This window comes from Nitratireductor sp. StC3 (assembly GCF_003015025.1).
Lineage (GTDB): Bacteria > Pseudomonadota > Alphaproteobacteria > Rhizobiales > Rhizobiaceae > Mangrovimarina > Mangrovimarina alexandrii.
In genome coordinates this window covers 1-17,057 of sequence record NZ_PYBP01000026.1, presented here as the reverse complement: position 1 = coordinate 17,057, position 17,057 = coordinate 1, and the positions used below count along the sequence as shown (strand labels likewise).

The following is a 17,057-nucleotide window of genomic DNA, read 5'->3' as shown; positions in this document are numbered from 1 at the left end:
CGCCTTGAACTCGCCGAAAAACTTCGTGATCGCCGCCGTCAACGACGTCTTGCCGTGGTCAACGTGACCAATCGTGCCAATGTTCACATGAGGCTTATTACGCTCGAATTTACCTTTTGCCATGTGACTTCTCCATTTCCTTCCACCCGCTCGCGGGCATTGTTGACTTCGACGTCAATCCCTCGGGACTACGCGTACTTTTTCTGAATTTCCTGGGCGACCGCGGTCGGGACAGGCTCGTAATGATCAAACAGCATCGTGTACTGGGCACGGCCCTGAGACATCGAGCGCAGATTGTCGACATATTTGAACATGTTGGCCAACGGCACCATCGCGTTGATCACGGTGGCGATGCCGCGGGCTTCCGTGCCCTGGATCTGACCGCGCCGCGAGTTCAGATCGCCGATCACGTCGCCGACATAATCTTCCGGCGTCACGACCTCGACCTTCATGATCGGCTCCAGAAGCTGCGCGCCGGCCTTCTGCGCACCTTCACGGAAGGCGGCGCGCGAGGCGATCTCGAAGGCGAGCACCGAGGAGTCGACGTCGTGGTAGGCGCCGTCGATCAGGGTCGCCTTGACGCCCAGCATCGGGAAGCCGGCCACCGGGCCCGAGGACAACACGCTCTCGATGCCCTTCTGGACGCCGGGAACGTATTCCTTCGGCACCGCGCCACCGACGATCTTGGATTCGAATACGAAATCCTCGCCCTCGGGGTTCGGCTCGAACACGATCTTGACGCGGGCGAACTGACCCGAACCACCCGACTGCTTCTTGTGGGTGTAGTCGATCTCGGCGACCTTGGTGATGGTTTCGCGGTAGGCGACCTGCGGCGCGCCGACATTGGCCTCGACCTTGAACTCGCGCTTCATGCGGTCGACCAGAATGTCGAGATGCAACTCGCCCATGCCGGCGATGATGGTCTGGCCGGATTCCTCGTCCGTGCGCACACGGAAGGACGGATCCTCTGCCGCGAGCCGGTTGAGCGCCATGCCCATCTTTTCCTGATCGCCCTTGGTCTTGGGCTCGATCGCGATCTGGATCACCGGGTCGGGGAACTCCATACGCTCCAGGACGACCGGCTTAAGCGGATCGCAAAGCGTGTCGCCCGTGGTCGTTTCCTTGAGACCGGCCAGCGCGACAATGTCGCCGGCGAACGCCTCGTCGATGTCCTCGCGCGAATTCGAATGCATCTGCAGCATGCGACCGATGCGCTCGCGCTTGCCCTTGACCGTATTTTCCAGGCCGACGCCCTTCTTCACCACGCCGGAATAGATGCGGCAGAAGGTGAGCGAGCCGACGAACGGATCGTTCATGATCTTGAAGGCCAGCATCGACAGCGGCTCGTCGTCGGACGACTTGCGCTCGGTCTCCTGCTCGGTCTTCGGATCGACGCCCTTAATGGCCGGCACTTCCACCGGCGACGGCAGGAAGTCGACGACGGCGTCGAGCAACGGCTGAACGCCCTTGTTCTTGAACGCCGTGCCACAGAACATCGGGAAGAACTTGACCCCGACCGTGCCCAGACGGATCAGGCGGCGCAGTTCATCGTTGGACGGAACCTCGCCTTCCAGATACGCCTCGAGCGCGGCCTCGTCCATCTCGACGGCGGTCTCGATCAGCTTCTCGCGATATTCCTCGGCCTGCGCCTGCATATCGGCGGGAACATCCAGAACGTCCCACTCGGCACCGAGATTTTCCGACTTCCAGACCAGCGCCTTCATCTCGATCAGATCGACGACGCCGGCGAAATCGCTCTCCGCGCCGATCGGCAACTGCATGACCACCGGCGTCGCGCCGAGGCGCGACTTGACCATCTCGACCGACCGAAAGAAGTCGGCGCCGATCTTGTCCATCTTGTTGCAGAAGATCATGCGCGGCACATGATATTTGTCGGCCTGGCGCCACACCGTCTCGGTCTGCGGCTCCACGCCGGCATTGGCGTCGAGCAGCGCGATCGCGCCGTCGAGCACGCGCAGCGAACGCTCGACCTCGATCGTGAAGTCGACGTGCCCGGGCGTGTCGATAATGTTGAAGCGACGCTTCTTGCCGTCGCGCCCCTGCCAGAAGGTCGTCGTCGCGGCCGACGTAATGGTGATGCCGCGCTCCTGCTCCTGCTCCATCCAGTCCATGGTCGAGGCGCCGTCATGCGTCTCGCCCATCTTGTGGCTCTTGCCCGTATAGAACAGAATCCGCTCGGTCATCGTCGTCTTGCCGGCGTCGATATGCGCCATGATGCCGAAATTGCGGTAGTCGTCGATTTTATATTCGCGGGCCATCTTCGTGCCTTTCGCTCGTCTGTCCGCTCTGCCGCTTACCAGCGATAATGGGCGAAGGCGCGGTTGGCCTCGGCCATGCGATGCGTGTCTTCGCGCTTCTTGACGGCAGAGCCGCGATTGTTGGCGGCATCCAGCAACTCGCCGGAAAGCCGGTCGACCATCGTGGTCTCGTTGCGGCCGCGCGCGGCGCCGATCAGCCAGCGAATGGCCAACGCCTGGCGACGCTCCGGGCGCACATCGACCGGCACCTGATAGGTGGCGCCACCGACGCGGCGCGAGCGGACCTCGACATGCGGCGCGACATTGTCGAGCGCCTGATGGAACACGCCGACCGGCTCCTGCTTGGTCTTGTCTTCGATCTGCTGCATGGCGCCGTAGACGATGGTCTCGGCGATCGACTTTTTGCCGTGCAACATGATCGCGTTCATGAACTTGGTAACAACCAGATCGCCGAACTTCGGATCCGGGTTGATCTCACGCTTTTCTGCTCTGTGACGACGGGACATCTTTTCTCAGCCTCAAAACTGGCAGGCCCAACCCCGGATCGCCGCATCGCGCCGCCCGGACCGACCTTCGCTCAGGTCACTTCGGACGCTTGGCACCGTATTTGGAACGACGCTGCTTGCGGTTCTTCACGCCCTGCGTGTCGAGCACGCCGCGGATGATGTGGTAACGCACGCCGGGAAGGTCCTTCACGCGACCACCACGGATCATGACCACCGAGTGCTCCTGAAGATTGTGCCCCTCGCCGGGAATATAGCCGATCACCTCGAAGCCATTGACGAGGCGGATCTTCGCAACCTTGCGCAGCGCTGAGTTCGGCTTCTTCGGCGTCGTGGTGTAGACGCGCGTGCAGACACCGCGCTTTTGCGGGTTCTGCTGCATGGCCGGAACCTTATTGCGCTTCACCGGCGCAATGCGCGGCTTGCGGATCAGCTGGTTTACGGTAGGCATCAAACCTTCCTTCTCTTCCAATTCCGTGTCTTCAGGCCGTCATCGGGCCGCTCGCAGCGCCTTTTCCATACGCAAAGCCGGGCAAAACGCCGCCCAGCGGCTTGCCCGAACAAAAAAGCAGAGGAAGCGGGAGCCCCGCCTCATGCGCGCCGGATATGTCGTCGCTCGTAGAACGAACCCTGTTTGAGACGAACTTCAGGACGCGTCGTCCCGAAAGGCCAAGTCTCACATCGGCTCAGACGAGGCGGCTAATACGCCCAAGCCGCCGAATCGTCAACCCCGCGGGCCGATAAATCGCACCGAAACCGCCGCGCGGCGCCGGTCGCGCAATTTTATGTCGCAATCACCCCGGCTATCCTGCGGATCGAACCGGGGGCGGCCTGTCGCGCCGCCTGCGAACATGCCACAACGGCCATCATTCACCCGATTCGACCCGCACGGGGCGCATAAAGGGAATCACCTCATGCAGGACAACGACAACCAGCCCGTCACCATCATCACCGGCCGGGTCTGGGAACGGAAGGGAAGCGACCCGCTCGGCGTGCATGTATTGCTGGTCGCCCCCGACGACGACACCGCCGTGCGCTCGGCGTTGGAAGCGCTGGCGCGCGAGGGTTACGTCGAGGCCGAGCTCGATCGCATCGGCGACATGGACGGCGTGCCCGACGACGAACCGCATCTATCGGCCTATGAGGGCGCCTTGTCGGGCGAGATCTCGATCGTCACCTTCGACGAACCGTTCTGAAGAAACCCTGCCGCCGACACGAACCATCGTCGCTGCCGGCTTTCGGCGACGGCCCTCGCGCTCGATACTGGTCGCACCCCAGGTCCCGGTGGCAAGCCTGTGCGCGCCGGCGTGACGAAAACGAAAAGAGCCGCCCGGTGGGGCAAATAACCGGGCGGCCCAAAGCGCGGCTGGGAGGTCATGGACCCGATCGATTGCCGCAGCCTCATCTAAGCGGCTTGTCCATGAGGCGTATGTGAGGTTTTTCACCCTCCGCCCTGCCCCCAAGCGAGCGCCGCCGCCACGAGACGCCAACACAAAACCCGCCGCCTGAATCCAAAGAGGCCCCGGTCATCCCGGGGCCTCCACTCGGTGTTCACAACGGCCGCACGGACCGGCTGCCTAAAATGTCGGCGATCCCGCGCCTTTTATTCGGCGTTTTGCGGGGACATGTCGGCCAGCATCGGCTCGGCCATCTCCGCACCGGACGCCTTGCGGCGCTCGTCGAGGATCAGGTCGTCGCGCTGGACGGCGATGCGCCGGATCTGGCTCATCACGCCGCCGGTGCCGGCCGGGATCAGGCGGCCGACAATGACGTTCTCCTTCAGGCCCTGCAGCGTGTCGGTCTTGCCGGCGACCGCCGCTTCCGTCAGCACCCGCGTCGTCTCCTGGAAGGAGGCGGCGGAGATGAAGGACGGCGTCTGCAGCGACGCCTTGGTGATGCCGAGCAGCACCGGCTGGCCCTTGGCGGGCTTCTTGCCGTCCTCGACCAGGCGCTCGTTGATCTCGTCGAATTCGATCGAATCGACGTGATCGCCGGGGATGTAGACCGAATCGCCCTGCTCGGTGATCTCGATCTTCTGCAGCATCTGCCGCACGATCACCTCGATGTGCTTGTCGTTGATCAGCACGCCCTGGAGCCGGTAGACCTCCTGGATCTCGTTGACCAGATAGGACGCGAGCGCCTCCACGCCCCTGATGGCGAGGATGTCGTGCGGCGCCGGGTTACCGTCGAGAATGTAGTCGCCCTTCTCGATGCTGTCGCCGTCCTGGAGGTGGAACGGCTTGCCCTTCGGGATCAGGTACTCGACCGGATCGCCGCCCTCCTCGTGCGGCTCGATGACGATCCGGCGCTTGTTCTTGTAGTCGCGCCCGAACCGCACCGTACCGTCGATCTCGGCGATGATGGCGTGGTCCTTCGGCCGACGGGCCTCGAACAGTTCGGCCACCCGCGGCAGACCGCCGGTGATGTCCTTGGTCTTGGCGCTTTCCATCGGAATACGAGCCAGGACGTCGCCCGGCTTGACCTGCGCGCCCGGCTCAACCGACAGCACCGTCTCGACCGACAGCATCACCCGGGCGTCACCACCCTTGGAGAATTTGCCGATCTTGCCCTTGGCATCCATGATGGTGATCGCCGGCTTGAGATCGGCGCCGCGCGGGGTCGACCGCCAGTCGATGACCTCGCGCTTGGTGATGCCGGTCGATTCGTCGGTGGCCTCCTGCACGGACATGCCGTCGACCAGATCCTCGAAGGCGACCGTGCCTTCGATCTCGGTCATGATCGGCCTTGTGTAGGGATCCCACTCGGCGATACGCTGGCCGCGCTTCACCTTGTCGCCGTCGTCGACGAAGATGCGCGATCCGTAGGTGACCCTGTGGACGGCGCGTTCCTTGTCGGCCTCGTCGAGGATGACCACCGCCATGTTGCGGCCCATGACGACCAGATGGCCGTCGGAGTTGCGCACAACGTTGCGATTGCGGATCTGCACCTTGCCTTCATAGGACGCTTCCAGGAAGGAGGAGTCGACCACCTGCGCGGTGCCGCCCATGTGGAAGGTGCGCATGGTCAACTGCGTACCCGGCTCGCCGATCGACTGCGCCGCGATGACGCCGACCGCCTCGCCCATGTTGACGGGCGTGCCGCGGGCGAGATCGCGCCCGTAGCAGACCGCGCAGACACCGACCTTGACGTCGCAGGTGAGCGCGGAGCGGATGCGCACCGACTGCACGCCGGCCTTTTCGATCCGTTCGACGTCGCGCTCGTCCATCAGCGTGCCCGCCTTGACGAGCACGTCGCCGGTGACGGGGTGGTTGATGTCTTCGAGCGCGGTGCGACCGAGGACGCGTTGGCCGAGCGAGGCCACGACCTGGCCCGCATCCACGATCGGCTGCATGGTCAGGCCCTTGTCGGTGCCGCAGTCTTCCGCATTGACGATGCAATCCTGCGCCACGTCGACCAGACGCCGCGTCAGATAGCCCGAGTTCGCCGTCTTCAAGGCGGTGTCGGCCAGGCCCTTGCGCGCGCCGTGGGTGGAGTTGAAATACTCCAGCACGGTCAGGCCTTCCTTGAAGTTGGAGATGATCGGCGTTTCGATAATTTCGCCCGACGGCTTGGCCATCAGGCCGCGCATGCCGGCGAGCTGGCGCATCTGGGTCGGCGAGCCGCGCGCGCCCGAATGCGACATCATGTAGATCGAGTTCATCGGCTTCTGGCGGCCGTTGTCCAGGAACTCGACCGCCTTGATGCGGCCCATCATCTCGTCGGCGACCTTTTCGGAACATTTCGCCCAGGCATCGACGACCTTGTTGTACTTTTCGCCCTGGGTGATCAGGCCATCATTGTACTGCTGCTCATATTCCTTCGCCAGCGCCTCGGTCTCGCCGACCAGCTTGTGCTTGGTGTCTGGAATGACCATGTCGTCCTTGCCGAACGAGATGCCGGCGCGGCAGGCATGGCCGAAGCCGAGCGCCATGATCCGGTCGCAGAAGATCACCGTCTCCTTCTGGCCGCAATGGCGATAGACCGTGTCGATCATGCGCGAGATGTTCTTCTTGGTCATCTCCTGGTTGCAGATATCGTAGGGCACGTTGACGTTCTTCGGCAGGAGCTCGCCGATGATCATGCGCCCAGGCGTGGTGTCGTGGATCTGCGAGACCGGGTTGTTGTCGGCATCGACCGTCTTGAAGCGCCCCTTGATCTTGGTGTGCAGCGTCACCGCCTTGGTCTCGAGCGCGTGGTGCAGCTCGCCCATGTCGGCGAACACCATGCCCTCGCCCGGCTCGTTCTCGTTGACGATCGACAGATAGTAGAGACCGAGCACCATGTCCTGCGACGGCACGATGATCGGCGCGCCGTTGGCAGGGTGCAGGATGTTGTTGGTCGACATCATCAGGACGCGCGCCTCGAGCTGCGCTTCCAGCGACAGCGGCACGTGCACCGCCATCTGGTCGCCGTCGAAATCGGCGTTGAAGGCGGTACACACCAGCGGGTGAAGCTGGATCGCCTTGCCCTCGATCAGCACCGGCTCGAAAGCCTGGATGCCGAGGCGGTGCAGCGTCGGCGCGCGGTTGAGCAGCACCGGATGCTCGCGGATCACCTCGTCGAGAATATCCCAGACTTCCGGCTTTTCCTTCTCGACCAGCTTTTTCGACTGCTTGACCGTCGAGGAAAAGCCCTTGGCGTCGAGACGGGCGTAGATGAACGGCTTGAACAGCTCGAGCGCCATCTTCTTCGGCAGGCCGCATTGGTGCAGCTTCAGCTCCGGACCGGTCACGATCACGGAACGGCCGGAATAGTCGACGCGCTTGCCGAGCAGGTTCTGGCGGAAGCGGCCCTGCTTGCCCTTCAGCATGTCCGACAGCGACTTCAGCGGACGCTTGTTGGCGCCGGTGATGACGCGGCCGCGGCGGCCATTGTCGAACAGCGCGTCCACGGCCTCCTGCAGCATGCGCTTTTCGTTGCGGATGATGATACCGGGCGCGCGCAGTTCGATCAGCCGCTTGAGACGATTGTTGCGGTTGATGACGCGGCGATAGAGATCGTTCAGGTCCGAGGTGGCGAAACGGCCGCCGTCGAGCGGCACCAGCGGGCGCAGGTCCGGCGGGATCACCGGGATGATCTTCATGATCATCCATTCCGGACGGTTGCCAGACTCGATGAAGTTCTCGACCACCTTGAGGCGCTTGAGCAGCTTCTTCTGCTTCAGCTCGGAGGTCGTCGTGGCGAGTTCTTCACGCAGATCGACCGCGACCTTCTCCAGGTCGAGCGAGCTCAACAGCTCATGAATCGCCTCGGCGCCGATCATCGCGGTGAAGGCGTCCTCGCCGTAATTGTCGACGGCGACCATGTAGTCTTCCTCCGACAGAAGCTGGTGCAGCTTCATGTCGGTCAGACCCGGCTCGGTGACGATGTAGTTTTCGAAATACAGGACCCGCTCGATATCCTTGAGCGTCATGTCGAGCAGCGTGCCGATCCGGCTCGGCAGCGACTTCAGGAACCAGATGTGGGCGACCGGCGCGGCCAGTTCGATGTGGCCCATGCGCTCGCGGCGCACGCGCGACAGCGTGACCTCGACGCCGCATTTCTCGCAGATGATACCCTTGTACTTCATCCGCTTATATTTGCCGCACAAGCACTCATAGTCTTTGATCGGACCGAAGATGCGCGCGCAGAACAGGCCGTCGCGCTCGGGCTTGAACGTGCGGTAGTTGATGGTCTCCGGCTTTTTGATCTCACCGAAGGACCAGGACAGGATCTTGTCCGGGCTGGCGAGCGAGATCCGGATCGAATCAAACGTCTGCGCCGGCGCCTGCGGGTTGAAGAGATTCATGACCTCTTGGTTCATGCCGTGCTCCTGTTCGAGACCGTGTCGGCCTCTTGTCGAAATCCACCGGGGCCCGGGGCCCCTTTTGATCGGTCGCGCGTTGCCGATAGGCATCGCCGCGACCTTGTGTCGGCCGCCCGCTCCCGCAATCGGGAAGCGGGCGGCTCAATCTTCTACTCAGCCGCGTCCGGCAACGAGGTCTGTTCCTCGTCGATGCGGGTGTTTTCCAGCTCGACATTGAGGCCGAGCGAACGCATTTCCTTGACCAACACGTTGAAGCTCTCGGGGATGCCGGCCTCGAACGTATCGTCGCCGCGCACGATCGCCTCGTAGACCTTGGTGCGGCCGGCCACGTCGTCCGACTTCACCGTCAGCATCTCCTGCAGCGTGTAGGCCGCGCCATAGGCTTCCAGCGCCCAGACCTCCATCTCGCCGAAGCGCTGGCCGCCGAACTGCGCCTTGCCGCCCAGCGGCTGCTGGGTGACGAGCGAGTACGGACCGATCGAACGCGCGTGGATCTTGTCGTCGACCAGGTGGTGCAGCTTCAGCATGTAGATGTAGCCGACCGTGACCTGCCGGTCGAACGCCTCGCCGGTGCGCCCATCGTAAAGCGTCGACTGGCCGCTCTCGCGAAGCCCGGCCTGGGCCAGCATCTCGTTGATGTTGGCCTCGTGGGCGCCGTCGAAGACCGGCGTGGCGATCGAGACGCCGCGCTTGACCTGCTCGGCGAGCCTCATCACGCTGTCGTCGTCGTAACGGCGTACCGGTTCGTTGCGGTCGTTGTCCGGGTAGATCGCTTCCAGCGTGGTCCGCAGCGGTTTGATGTCGCCGCCCGACTTATAGGCCTCGATCATCTCCCCGATCTTGTTGCCCATGCCCGCGCAGGCCCAGCCCAGATGGGTCTCCAGGATCTGGCCGACATTCATCCGGCTCGGCACGCCGAGCGGGTTGAGCACGATATCGGCATGGGTGCCGTCCTCCAGGAACGGCATGTCTTCGACCGGAACGATCTTGGACACCACGCCCTTGTTGCCGTGACGGCCGGCCATCTTGTCGCCGGGCTGGATCTTGCGCTTCACCGCGACGAAGACCTTGACCATCTTCATCACGCCGGGCGGCATCTCGTCGCCGCGCTGCACCTTCTCCACCTTGTCCATGAAGCGCTGCTCGAGCGCGTTCTTGGAATCGTCGTACTGCCCGCGCAGCGCCTCGAGTTCGCTCTGCAGCTTCTCGGCGTCGACGGCGAACTGCCACCATTGCGAGCGCGGATAGTCGTCCAGCACTTCCTTGGTCAGCTTGGAGCCCTTCTTGAAGCCCTTCGGGCCCGCGATCGGCTCCTTGCCGACGAGCATGTCGGCCAGGCGCGCATAGGTGTTGCGGTCGAGGATCGCCTGTTCGTCGTCGCGGTCCTTGGCCAGGCGTTCGATCTCCTCGCGCTCGATCTGCATCGCGCGCTCGTCCTTCTCCACGCCGTGGCGGTTGAAGACGCGAACCTCCACCACCGTGCCGAACGTGCCGGGCGGCATCCGCATCGAGGTGTCGCGCACATCCGATGCCTTTTCGCCGAAAATGGCGCGCAGCAGCTTTTCTTCCGGCGTCATCGGGCTTTCGCCCTTCGGCGTGATCTTGCCGACCAGGATGTCGCCCGGCTGCACCTCGGCGCCGATATAGACGATGCCCGCCTCGTCGAGGTTCTTCAGCGCCTCTTCCGAAACGTTCGGGATGTCGCGGGTGATCTCCTCCGGCCCGAGCTTGGTGTCGCGCGCGGCGACCTCGAATTCCTCGATATGGATCGAGGTGAACACGTCGTCGCGCACGATGCGCTCCGACAGCAGGATGGAGTCCTCGTAATTGTAGCCGTTCCAGGGCATGAACGCGACGAGCACGTTGCGCCCCAGCGCCAGATCGCCGAGATCGGTCGACGGGCCGTCGGCGATGATGTCGCCCTTTTCGATCCGGTCGCCCACCTTCACCAGCGGACGCTGGTTGATGCAGGTGTTCTGGTTCGAGCGCTGGAATTTCTGCAGCCGGTAGATGTCGACGCCCGAAACCGCCGCGTCGACCTCGTCGGTGGCCCTGATGACAATACGCGTGGCGTCGACCTGGTCGACGATGCCGGTGCGCCGGGCGCCGATGGCGGCCCCCGAATCGCGCGCCACGATCGGCTCCATGCCGGTGCCCACGAACGGCGCCTCGGCGCGCACCAGCGGCACGGCCTGGCGCTGCATGTTGGAGCCCATCAGCGCGCGGTTGGCATCGTCGTTTTCCAGGAACGGAATCAGCGCCGCGGCGACCGAGACCATCTGCTTGGGCGACACGTCCATCAGATCGACATTGTCGCGCGGGGTCATCATCACCTCGCCGGCGTGGCGGCAGATGACGAATTCCTCGACGAAGCCGCCATCCTTGTCGAGCTCGGCATTGGCCTGCGCGACATAGTGCTTGGCCTCTTCCATCGCCGACAGATAGACGACCTCGTCCGACACCTTGCCGTCGACGATCTTGCGATACGGGCTTTCGATGAAGCCGTATTTGTTGACGCGGGCGAAGGTGGCGAGCGAGTTGATCAGGCCGATATTCGGACCTTCAGGCGTCTCGATCGGGCAGATGCGACCATAATGCGTGACGTGAACGTCGCGCACCTCGAACCCCGCCCGTTCGCGGGTAAGGCCGCCCGGTCCGAGCGCCGACAGGCGCCGCTTGTGGGTGATCTCCGACAGCGGGTTGGTCTGGTCCATGAACTGCGAGAGCTGCGAGGAGCCGAAAAACTCGCGCACGGCCGCTGCGGCCGGCTTGGCGTTGATCAGATCCTGCGGCATCACCGTGTCGATCTCGATCGACGACATGCGCTCCTTGATCGCGCGCTCCATGCGCAAAAGACCGACCCGGTACTGGTTTTCCATCAATTCGCCGACCGAGCGCACCCGGCGATTGCCGAGATTGTCGATGTCGTCGATCTCGCCCTTGCCGTCGCGCAGGTCGACCAGGGTGCGCACGACCGCGATGATGTCCTCCTTGCGCAGGACACGCATCGTATCGTCCGTCTCCAGCTCCAGGCGCATGTTCATCTTGACGCGGCCGACGGCCGACAGGTCGTAGCGCTCGGAATCGAAGAACAGCGAATTGAACATCGCCTCCGCGGTTTCCAGCGTCGGCGGCTCGCCCGGGCGCATGACGCGATAGATGTCGAACAGCGCGTCCTGCCGGCTCTCGTTCTTGTCGACGGCGAGGGTGTTGCGGATATAGGCGCCGATATTGACGTGGTCGACGTCGAGAACCTGCACCTCCTGGACGCCGGCCTCGTCGAGTACCTTGAGCGTCTTTTCGTCGAGCTCGTCGCCGGCCTCCAGATAGATCTCGCCGGTCGCCGGGTTGACGATGTCCTCGGCCAGGTAGCTGCCGAAAATATCCTCTTCCGTGGCGCGGATCGCCTTCAGGCCTTTCTCGCCGAGCTGCTTGGCCTGGCGGGCGGTGATCTTCTTGCCCGCCTCCACCACGACTTCGCCGCTGTCGGCGTCGATCAGATCCAAAACCGTCTTGCGGCCGCGGAAGCGGTCGGCGGAATAGGGAATGCGCCAGGTCTCGCCGTCACGCTCGAGCGACAGCTTGTTGTAGAAGGTCGACAGGATTTCCTCGCCGTCCATGCCCAGCGCCATCAACAGTGACGTGGCCGGAATTTTGCGGCGACGGTCGATGCGCGCGTGGACGATGTCCTTGGAATCGAACTCGATATCCAGCCAGGACCCGCGATAGGGAATGACGCGCGCCGCAAACAGCAGCTTGCCGGAAGAGTGCGACTTGCCCTTGTCGTGATCGAAGAACACGCCCGGCGAACGATGCATCTGCGAGACGATGACGCGCTCTGTGCCGTTGACGATGAACGTACCGTTCGACGTCATCAGCGGCATGTCGCCCATATAGACGTCCTGCTCCTTGATGTCCTTGATCGACTTGGCGCCGGTGTCCTCGTCGATGTCGAACACGATCAGCCGCAGCGTCACCTTCAGGGGCGCGGCGTAGGTGAGGTCGCGCTGACGGCACTCCTCGGTATCGAATTTCGGCGCCTCGAACTCGTAATTGACGAATTCCAGCATCGCCGCGCCGGAAAAATCCGTGATCGGGAACACGGATTTGAAGACCGCCTGCAATCCCTCGTCGGGACGGCCGCCTTCCGGCTCCTCGACCATGAGGAACTGGTCGTAGGACGCCTTCTGAACCTCGATCAGGTTCGGCATTTCCGCCACTTCGGGAATATTGCCGAAGAATTTGCGGATACGCCTGCGGCCGTTGAAGGTGTGGGTCTGGGCCATCGTCACTCCTTGCTGCCTTGCCGGCTTCGTGTCGGGCCGCGGGGCAATCCTCCGCGCGGCAAATCAAAACGGATGAAAACCCGTTTCCTGAAGGCCGCGATCGGCCCACAGGAAAAGGGTTCTCGACATCCCCGTGCAAGCGGGGCCGGCGGGCGGACCAGGTCCACCCGCCGAACACGCGTACTTACTTCAACTCGACCTTGGCGCCAGCGCCTTCGAGCTGACCCTTGATCTTGTCCGCCTCGTCCTTGGAGACGCCTTCCTTGACCGGCTTGGGCGCGCTCTCGACCAGGTCCTTGGCTTCCTTGAGGCCAAGGCCGGTGATGGCGCGGACTTCCTTGATCACGTTGATCTTCTGGGCGCCGGCATCGGTCAGGACGACGTCGAACTCGGTCTTTTCCTCGACCGGTGCGGCATCGCCGCCCGCACCGCCGGCAGCCGCGACCGCCACCGGGGCAGCGGCGGACACGCCCCACTTTTCCTCAAGCATTTTCGACAGCTCGGCCGCCTCGAGGACGGTCAGGCTCGACAGGTCTTCTACGATCTTGGCGAGATCAGCCATTTTTTCAATTCCTTACAAGGTTCGAACACAATTGGGTGACAGCGAGGAACGGCCTCATGCCGCCTCGTCCTTCTGGGCATAGGCGCCGACGACGCGCGCAACCTGCGCGGCCGGGGCGCTGACCACCTGCGCGATCCGGGTCGCCGGCGTGGAGATCATCCCCACCAGCTTGGCGCGAAGTTCGTCGAGCGACGGCAAGGTCGCAAGCGCCTTCACGGCATTAGCGTCGAGATTGGTCGTTCCCATCGCGCCGCCGAGAATGACGAGCTTGTCATTCCCCTTGGCGAAATCGGAGGCCACCTTCGGCGCCACGATCGGATCGTCCGAATAGGCAATCAGGGTCTGTCCGTTGAACAGATCCTGCATGCTCTCGGAGGGCGTGCCTTTCAGGGCGATTTTGGCGAGACGGTTCTTCGCGACTTTGACGGTACCGCCGGCTTCCCGCATCTTCGTGCGAAGATCGTTCATTTGCGCGACGGTGATACCGGCATAGTGGGCCACGACGACCGTTCCGGCGCTCGCAAAAACACCGTTCAGTTCCGTGACAAGTTCGCGTTTTTCCGCTCTGTCCACTGCCTGTCTCCAGTTGACAACCGCTCCAAAGAACGGCTGTCGGGTTGCCTTTTGCCGGGCGGGCCATCCACAATGGATCACCCGAACGGCGTTCGAGGATCCTGCCCCCTTTCACCACGCCGGCCGAAGCCGGCACGCGGGCAAAAGGCAAACACGGTTCGAACCTTTCATCGAGGCCTCGGCCTCTTTGTCCGGTCGACCCCGTCTCATGCAGGCCCATAGCGGATTAAGGAAAACCGCCTGCAATCTCGGACAGGATTTCCGGAGGCCTTGCGGCCGCCGGATTCCGGGCCCGTGGGTCCGGAATTCTGCCTCCGCGGCCGGCGTCGCCGCCGACCGCGGATGTCACATCACGCCTCGGCGAGAGAGGCGACGTCGATCTTAAGCCCGGGGCCCATCGTCGAGGAGATCGCGATCTTCTTGACGTAGTTGCCCTTGGCGCCCGAGGGTTTCGCCTTGATCACCGCATCAGCGAAGGCGCGCACGTTCTGCACGATCTTGTCGGCATCGAACGAGGCCTTGCCGACGCCCGCATGCACGATACCGGCCTTTTCGACGCGGAACTCGACGGCGCCGCCCTTCGAGGCCTTGACCGCGGCGGCGACATCCATCGTGACCGTGCCGACCTTCGGGTTCGGCATCATACCGCGCGGGCCGAGCACCTTGCCGAGACGGCCGACCAGCGGCATCATATCGGGGGTCGCGATGCAGCGGTCGAAATCGATCTCGCCCTTCTGCACCGTCTCCACCAGATCCTCGGCGCCGATGACGTCGGCGCCGGCTTCCTTGGCCTCATCGGCCTTGGGACCGCGGGCGAAGACGGCGACGCGCACGTCGCGGCCGGTGCCGTTCGGCAGGTTGACCACGCCGCGGACCATCTGGTCGGCATGGCGCGGATCGACGCCGAGATTCATCGCCACCTCGATCGTCTCGTCGAACTTGGCGGTGGCGCGCTCCTTCAAAAGACCCACGGCCTCGGCCAGATCATAGTTCTTGTCCCGGTCGATGCCGTCGCGCGTCGCCTGGATCCGCTTTGCAATTTTCTTGGCCATTTCGCTCACCCAACCACTTCGAGGCCCATCGAGCGCGCGGAGCCCTCGACCATACGCATCGCGGCCTCGACGTCATTGGCGTTGAGGTCCTTCATCTTCGCTTCGGCGATCTCGCGCACCTTGTCGCGCGACACCTGACCGGCGACCTGCTTGCCGGGCTCCTTGGAGCCGGACTTCAGCTTGGCGGCCTTCTTCAGGAAAAACGTCACCGGCGGCGTCTTCATGGTGAAGTTGAAGGATTTGTCCTGGTAGTAGGTGATCACCACCGGAATCGGCGCACCCTTCTCCATCTCCTGGGTCTGGGCGTTGAACGCCTTGCAGAACTCCATGATGTTGATGCCACGCTGACCGAGCGCCGGTCCGATCGGGGGCGACGGCGTCGCCGATCCCGCCGGGACCTGGAGCTTGAGCTGGCCTGCAATCTTCTTAGCCATTTCTCATCTGCCTTGGTTCACACGCCGGCTGGGCCGGCAACTGCAGTTTGGTGGTGCGGACCCGACGACCGGCTAAAGCCGCCTGCCCTCCCACCGCTCGTGGCGGGCACCGCCCGCCGCCCCGCCCGGCAAGGGGCGGAATGCTCCGATCAGGCCTTTTCGACCTGACCGAATTCCAGATCGACCGGCACCGCCCGGCCGAAGATCGACACTTCGACCTTGAGGCGCGAACGCTCCTCGTCCACCTCCTGAACGTGGCCGTTGAACGAGGCGAACGGTCCGTCGGAAACCCGCACCTGCTCGCCGATCTCGAACGTGATCGACGGCTTGGGACGCTCCACGCCCTCCTGCACCTGATGCAGAATGCGATCGGCCTCCGAATCGGTGATCGGCACCGGCTTGGAATCGCCGAGAAAGCCGGTCACTTTCGGCGTGTTCTTGATCAGCGAGAACACCGCGTCGGTTAGATTGGCACGCACCAACACGTAGCCGGGAAAGAACTTGCGCTCGGCATCGACCTTGCGGCCGCGGCGAACCTCGACGACCTTCTCGGTCGGCACCACCACCTGCTCGACAAACTTGTCCAGGCCCTTCTGCCGGGCCTTGTTCTCAATGTCCTCGGCGACCTTTTTTTCGAAATTCGAATAGGCGTGGACGATGTACCACCGCGCGGTCATGTCAGGCGTTCTCCATAAAGCGGGTCGTTATCGTCCAAGATCCAGAAGCAGCTCGACGCCAAGCGCGAGGACCTGATCGGCGGCGAAGAAGAACAGCGCAGCGATCACCGCGAAGATCAGCACCATGATCGTGGAAATCGTCGTCTCGCGCCGGGATGGCCATGTGACCTTGGACGTTTCCTGACGCACCTGCTGCAGGAAAACGAAAGGATTGGTTGTTTTTGACGCCATATGCCGCTCTGTTTCACAAAGCCCGTTGGCCGGACTTCTTTTCGGATGCTCCCGCGAGGGAGTAACTGCACATCGCCAATCACGCCGCCTGCCGAATCAGCGCTATCGCCCATGCAATAAAGGCGCGCAAAGCCATTTCCGGCCCCGCACACCGTGAGTCTGAATGGCCCTACATAGTCCCGAACGTGGGTCCATGCAAGTGGCTTTTCAGTCCGGTGTCGCCGCCGGCGGAACCATCCAATCGTCCCGCAACCCCGTCGATACACGATAATCTTCGCCTTGCGCGAGACTGGCAGGGGCAGAGGGGCTCGAACCCCCGACCTGCGGTTTTGGAGACCGCCGCTCTACCAACTGAGCTATACCCCTAGGCACCGCGTTCGCGCACGGCAGCGCTTCCGTAAGGTCTTCCGCCGCGTCTGTAAAGGGTGCTTTGCGCTCCCCGCGGCGTTTTCGTTCGGGCAGCCGGCAAACCGCCCTTGCGGTGCCGTCGCCGACTTCGAAAACGATCAGGGGCGGCCGCGAGGCCGCCCCTGGATAGTGTCCTTGTTTGGCGGGGTGCGGCGGGATTGCCGCGCCCGCGCCAGACCGGTTTTGCCTTATTCGGTGATCGAGGCGACGATGCCCGCGCCCACGGTGCGCCCGCCCTCGCGGATG

General features: G+C 63.4%; 13 protein-coding genes and 1 tRNA gene. 1 reads left to right on the top strand and 13 read right to left on the bottom strand.

Features of this window, described 5'->3' with window-relative positions:
- The 4 genes from C7T96_RS23615 to rpsL form a co-directional block, all read right to left on the bottom strand.
- Positions 1-123: GTP-binding protein (locus C7T96_RS23615; protein WP_245414144.1), on the bottom strand; the 123-nt coding region annotated here is incomplete at its 3' end.
- Between the two features lie 65 nt (positions 124-188).
- A complete protein-coding gene (gene fusA, locus C7T96_RS23610; protein WP_106573710.1) occupies positions 189-2,279 on the bottom strand; it encodes an elongation factor G in 2,091 nt (696 codons plus the stop codon).
- A gap of 35 nt (positions 2,280-2,314) precedes the next feature.
- Complete coding sequence (rpsG, locus tag C7T96_RS23605) at positions 2,315-2,785, bottom strand: 30S ribosomal protein S7 (protein WP_106573709.1); 471 nt, start codon at positions 2,783-2,785, stop codon at positions 2,315-2,317.
- A gap of 76 nt (positions 2,786-2,861) precedes the next feature.
- A complete protein-coding gene (rpsL, locus tag C7T96_RS23600) occupies positions 2,862-3,233 on the bottom strand; it encodes a 30S ribosomal protein S12 (RefSeq protein ID WP_106573712.1) in 372 nt (123 codons plus the stop codon).
- Positions 3,234-3,696: 463 nt separating this feature from the next.
- On the opposite strand from rpsL, the gene C7T96_RS23595 reads away from it, so the two are divergent.
- Complete coding sequence (locus C7T96_RS23595) at positions 3,697-3,978, top strand: transcriptional regulator (RefSeq protein WP_106573708.1); 282 nt, start codon at positions 3,697-3,699, stop codon at positions 3,976-3,978.
- 407 nt (positions 3,979-4,385) lie between these two features.
- Here C7T96_RS23595 and rpoC read toward each other — a convergent pair whose 3' ends face one another.
- The 9 genes from rpoC to C7T96_RS23550 form a co-directional block, all read right to left on the bottom strand.
- Positions 4,386-8,585 carry a DNA-directed RNA polymerase subunit beta' gene (gene rpoC, locus C7T96_RS23590; RefSeq protein ID WP_106573707.1) on the bottom strand — a complete coding sequence of 1,400 codons (4,200 nt, stop codon included), beginning with the start codon at positions 8,583-8,585 and terminating at the stop codon, positions 4,386-4,388.
- 152 nt (positions 8,586-8,737) lie between these two features.
- Positions 8,738-12,874: a DNA-directed RNA polymerase subunit beta gene (gene rpoB / locus C7T96_RS23585; protein WP_106573706.1), complete on the bottom strand. Its 4,137-nt coding sequence runs from the start codon at positions 12,872-12,874 to the stop codon at positions 8,738-8,740.
- A gap of 184 nt (positions 12,875-13,058) precedes the next feature.
- Positions 13,059-13,436 (bottom strand): 50S ribosomal protein L7/L12, encoded by a 378-nt coding sequence (gene rplL / locus C7T96_RS23580; RefSeq protein WP_106573705.1) that lies wholly within the window; start codon positions 13,434-13,436, stop codon positions 13,059-13,061.
- Positions 13,437-13,490: 54 nt separating this feature from the next.
- Positions 13,491-14,009 carry a 50S ribosomal protein L10 gene (gene rplJ / locus C7T96_RS23575; protein WP_106573704.1) on the bottom strand — a complete coding sequence of 173 codons (519 nt, stop codon included), beginning with the start codon at positions 14,007-14,009 and terminating at the stop codon, positions 13,491-13,493.
- Positions 14,010-14,359: 350 nt separating this feature from the next.
- Complete coding sequence (gene rplA, locus C7T96_RS23570) at positions 14,360-15,061, bottom strand: 50S ribosomal protein L1 (RefSeq protein ID WP_106573711.1); 702 nt, start codon at positions 15,059-15,061, stop codon at positions 14,360-14,362.
- Between the two features lie 5 nt (positions 15,062-15,066).
- Entirely contained in the window at positions 15,067-15,495 is a 429-nt protein-coding gene (gene rplK / locus C7T96_RS23565; protein WP_106573703.1) for a 50S ribosomal protein L11, read from the bottom strand.
- A 149-nt stretch (positions 15,496-15,644) separates the two neighbouring features.
- Positions 15,645-16,172: a transcription termination/antitermination protein NusG gene (gene nusG / locus C7T96_RS23560; protein ID WP_106573702.1), complete on the bottom strand. Its 528-nt coding sequence runs from the start codon at positions 16,170-16,172 to the stop codon at positions 15,645-15,647.
- A gap of 27 nt (positions 16,173-16,199) precedes the next feature.
- Positions 16,200-16,403: a preprotein translocase subunit SecE gene (gene secE / locus C7T96_RS23555; protein ID WP_106573701.1), complete on the bottom strand. Its 204-nt coding sequence runs from the start codon at positions 16,401-16,403 to the stop codon at positions 16,200-16,202.
- Between the two features lie 290 nt (positions 16,404-16,693).
- Positions 16,694-16,769 (bottom strand) — tRNA-Trp (locus C7T96_RS23550).
- Positions 16,770-17,057: the final 288 nt, after the last annotated feature.

Coding starts and splice junctions, on each gene's coding strand:
- rplA (WP_106573711.1), bottom strand. CDS start 15,061: ATGGCCAAGAAAATTGCAAAGCGGATCCAGGCGACGCGCGACGGCATC.
- rpoC (WP_106573707.1), bottom strand. CDS start 8,585: ATGAACCAAGAGGTCATGAATCTCTTCAACCCGCAGGCGCCGGCGCAG.
- rpoB (WP_106573706.1), bottom strand. CDS start 12,874: ATGGCCCAGACCCACACCTTCAACGGCCGCAGGCGTATCCGCAAATTC.
- secE (WP_106573701.1), bottom strand. CDS start 16,403: ATGGCGTCAAAAACAACCAATCCTTTCGTTTTCCTGCAGCAGGTGCGT.
- C7T96_RS23595 (WP_106573708.1), top strand. CDS start 3,697: ATGCAGGACAACGACAACCAGCCCGTCACCATCATCACCGGCCGGGTC.
- rpsL (WP_106573712.1), bottom strand. CDS start 3,233: ATGCCTACCGTAAACCAGCTGATCCGCAAGCCGCGCATTGCGCCGGTG.
- nusG (WP_106573702.1), bottom strand. CDS start 16,172: ATGACCGCGCGGTGGTACATCGTCCACGCCTATTCGAATTTCGAAAAA.
- rplL (WP_106573705.1), bottom strand. CDS start 13,436: ATGGCTGATCTCGCCAAGATCGTAGAAGACCTGTCGAGCCTGACCGTC.
- rplK (WP_106573703.1), bottom strand. CDS start 15,495: ATGGCTAAGAAGATTGCAGGCCAGCTCAAGCTCCAGGTCCCGGCGGGA.
- fusA (WP_106573710.1), bottom strand. CDS start 2,279: ATGGCCCGCGAATATAAAATCGACGACTACCGCAATTTCGGCATCATG.
- rpsG (WP_106573709.1), bottom strand. CDS start 2,785: ATGTCCCGTCGTCACAGAGCAGAAAAGCGTGAGATCAACCCGGATCCG.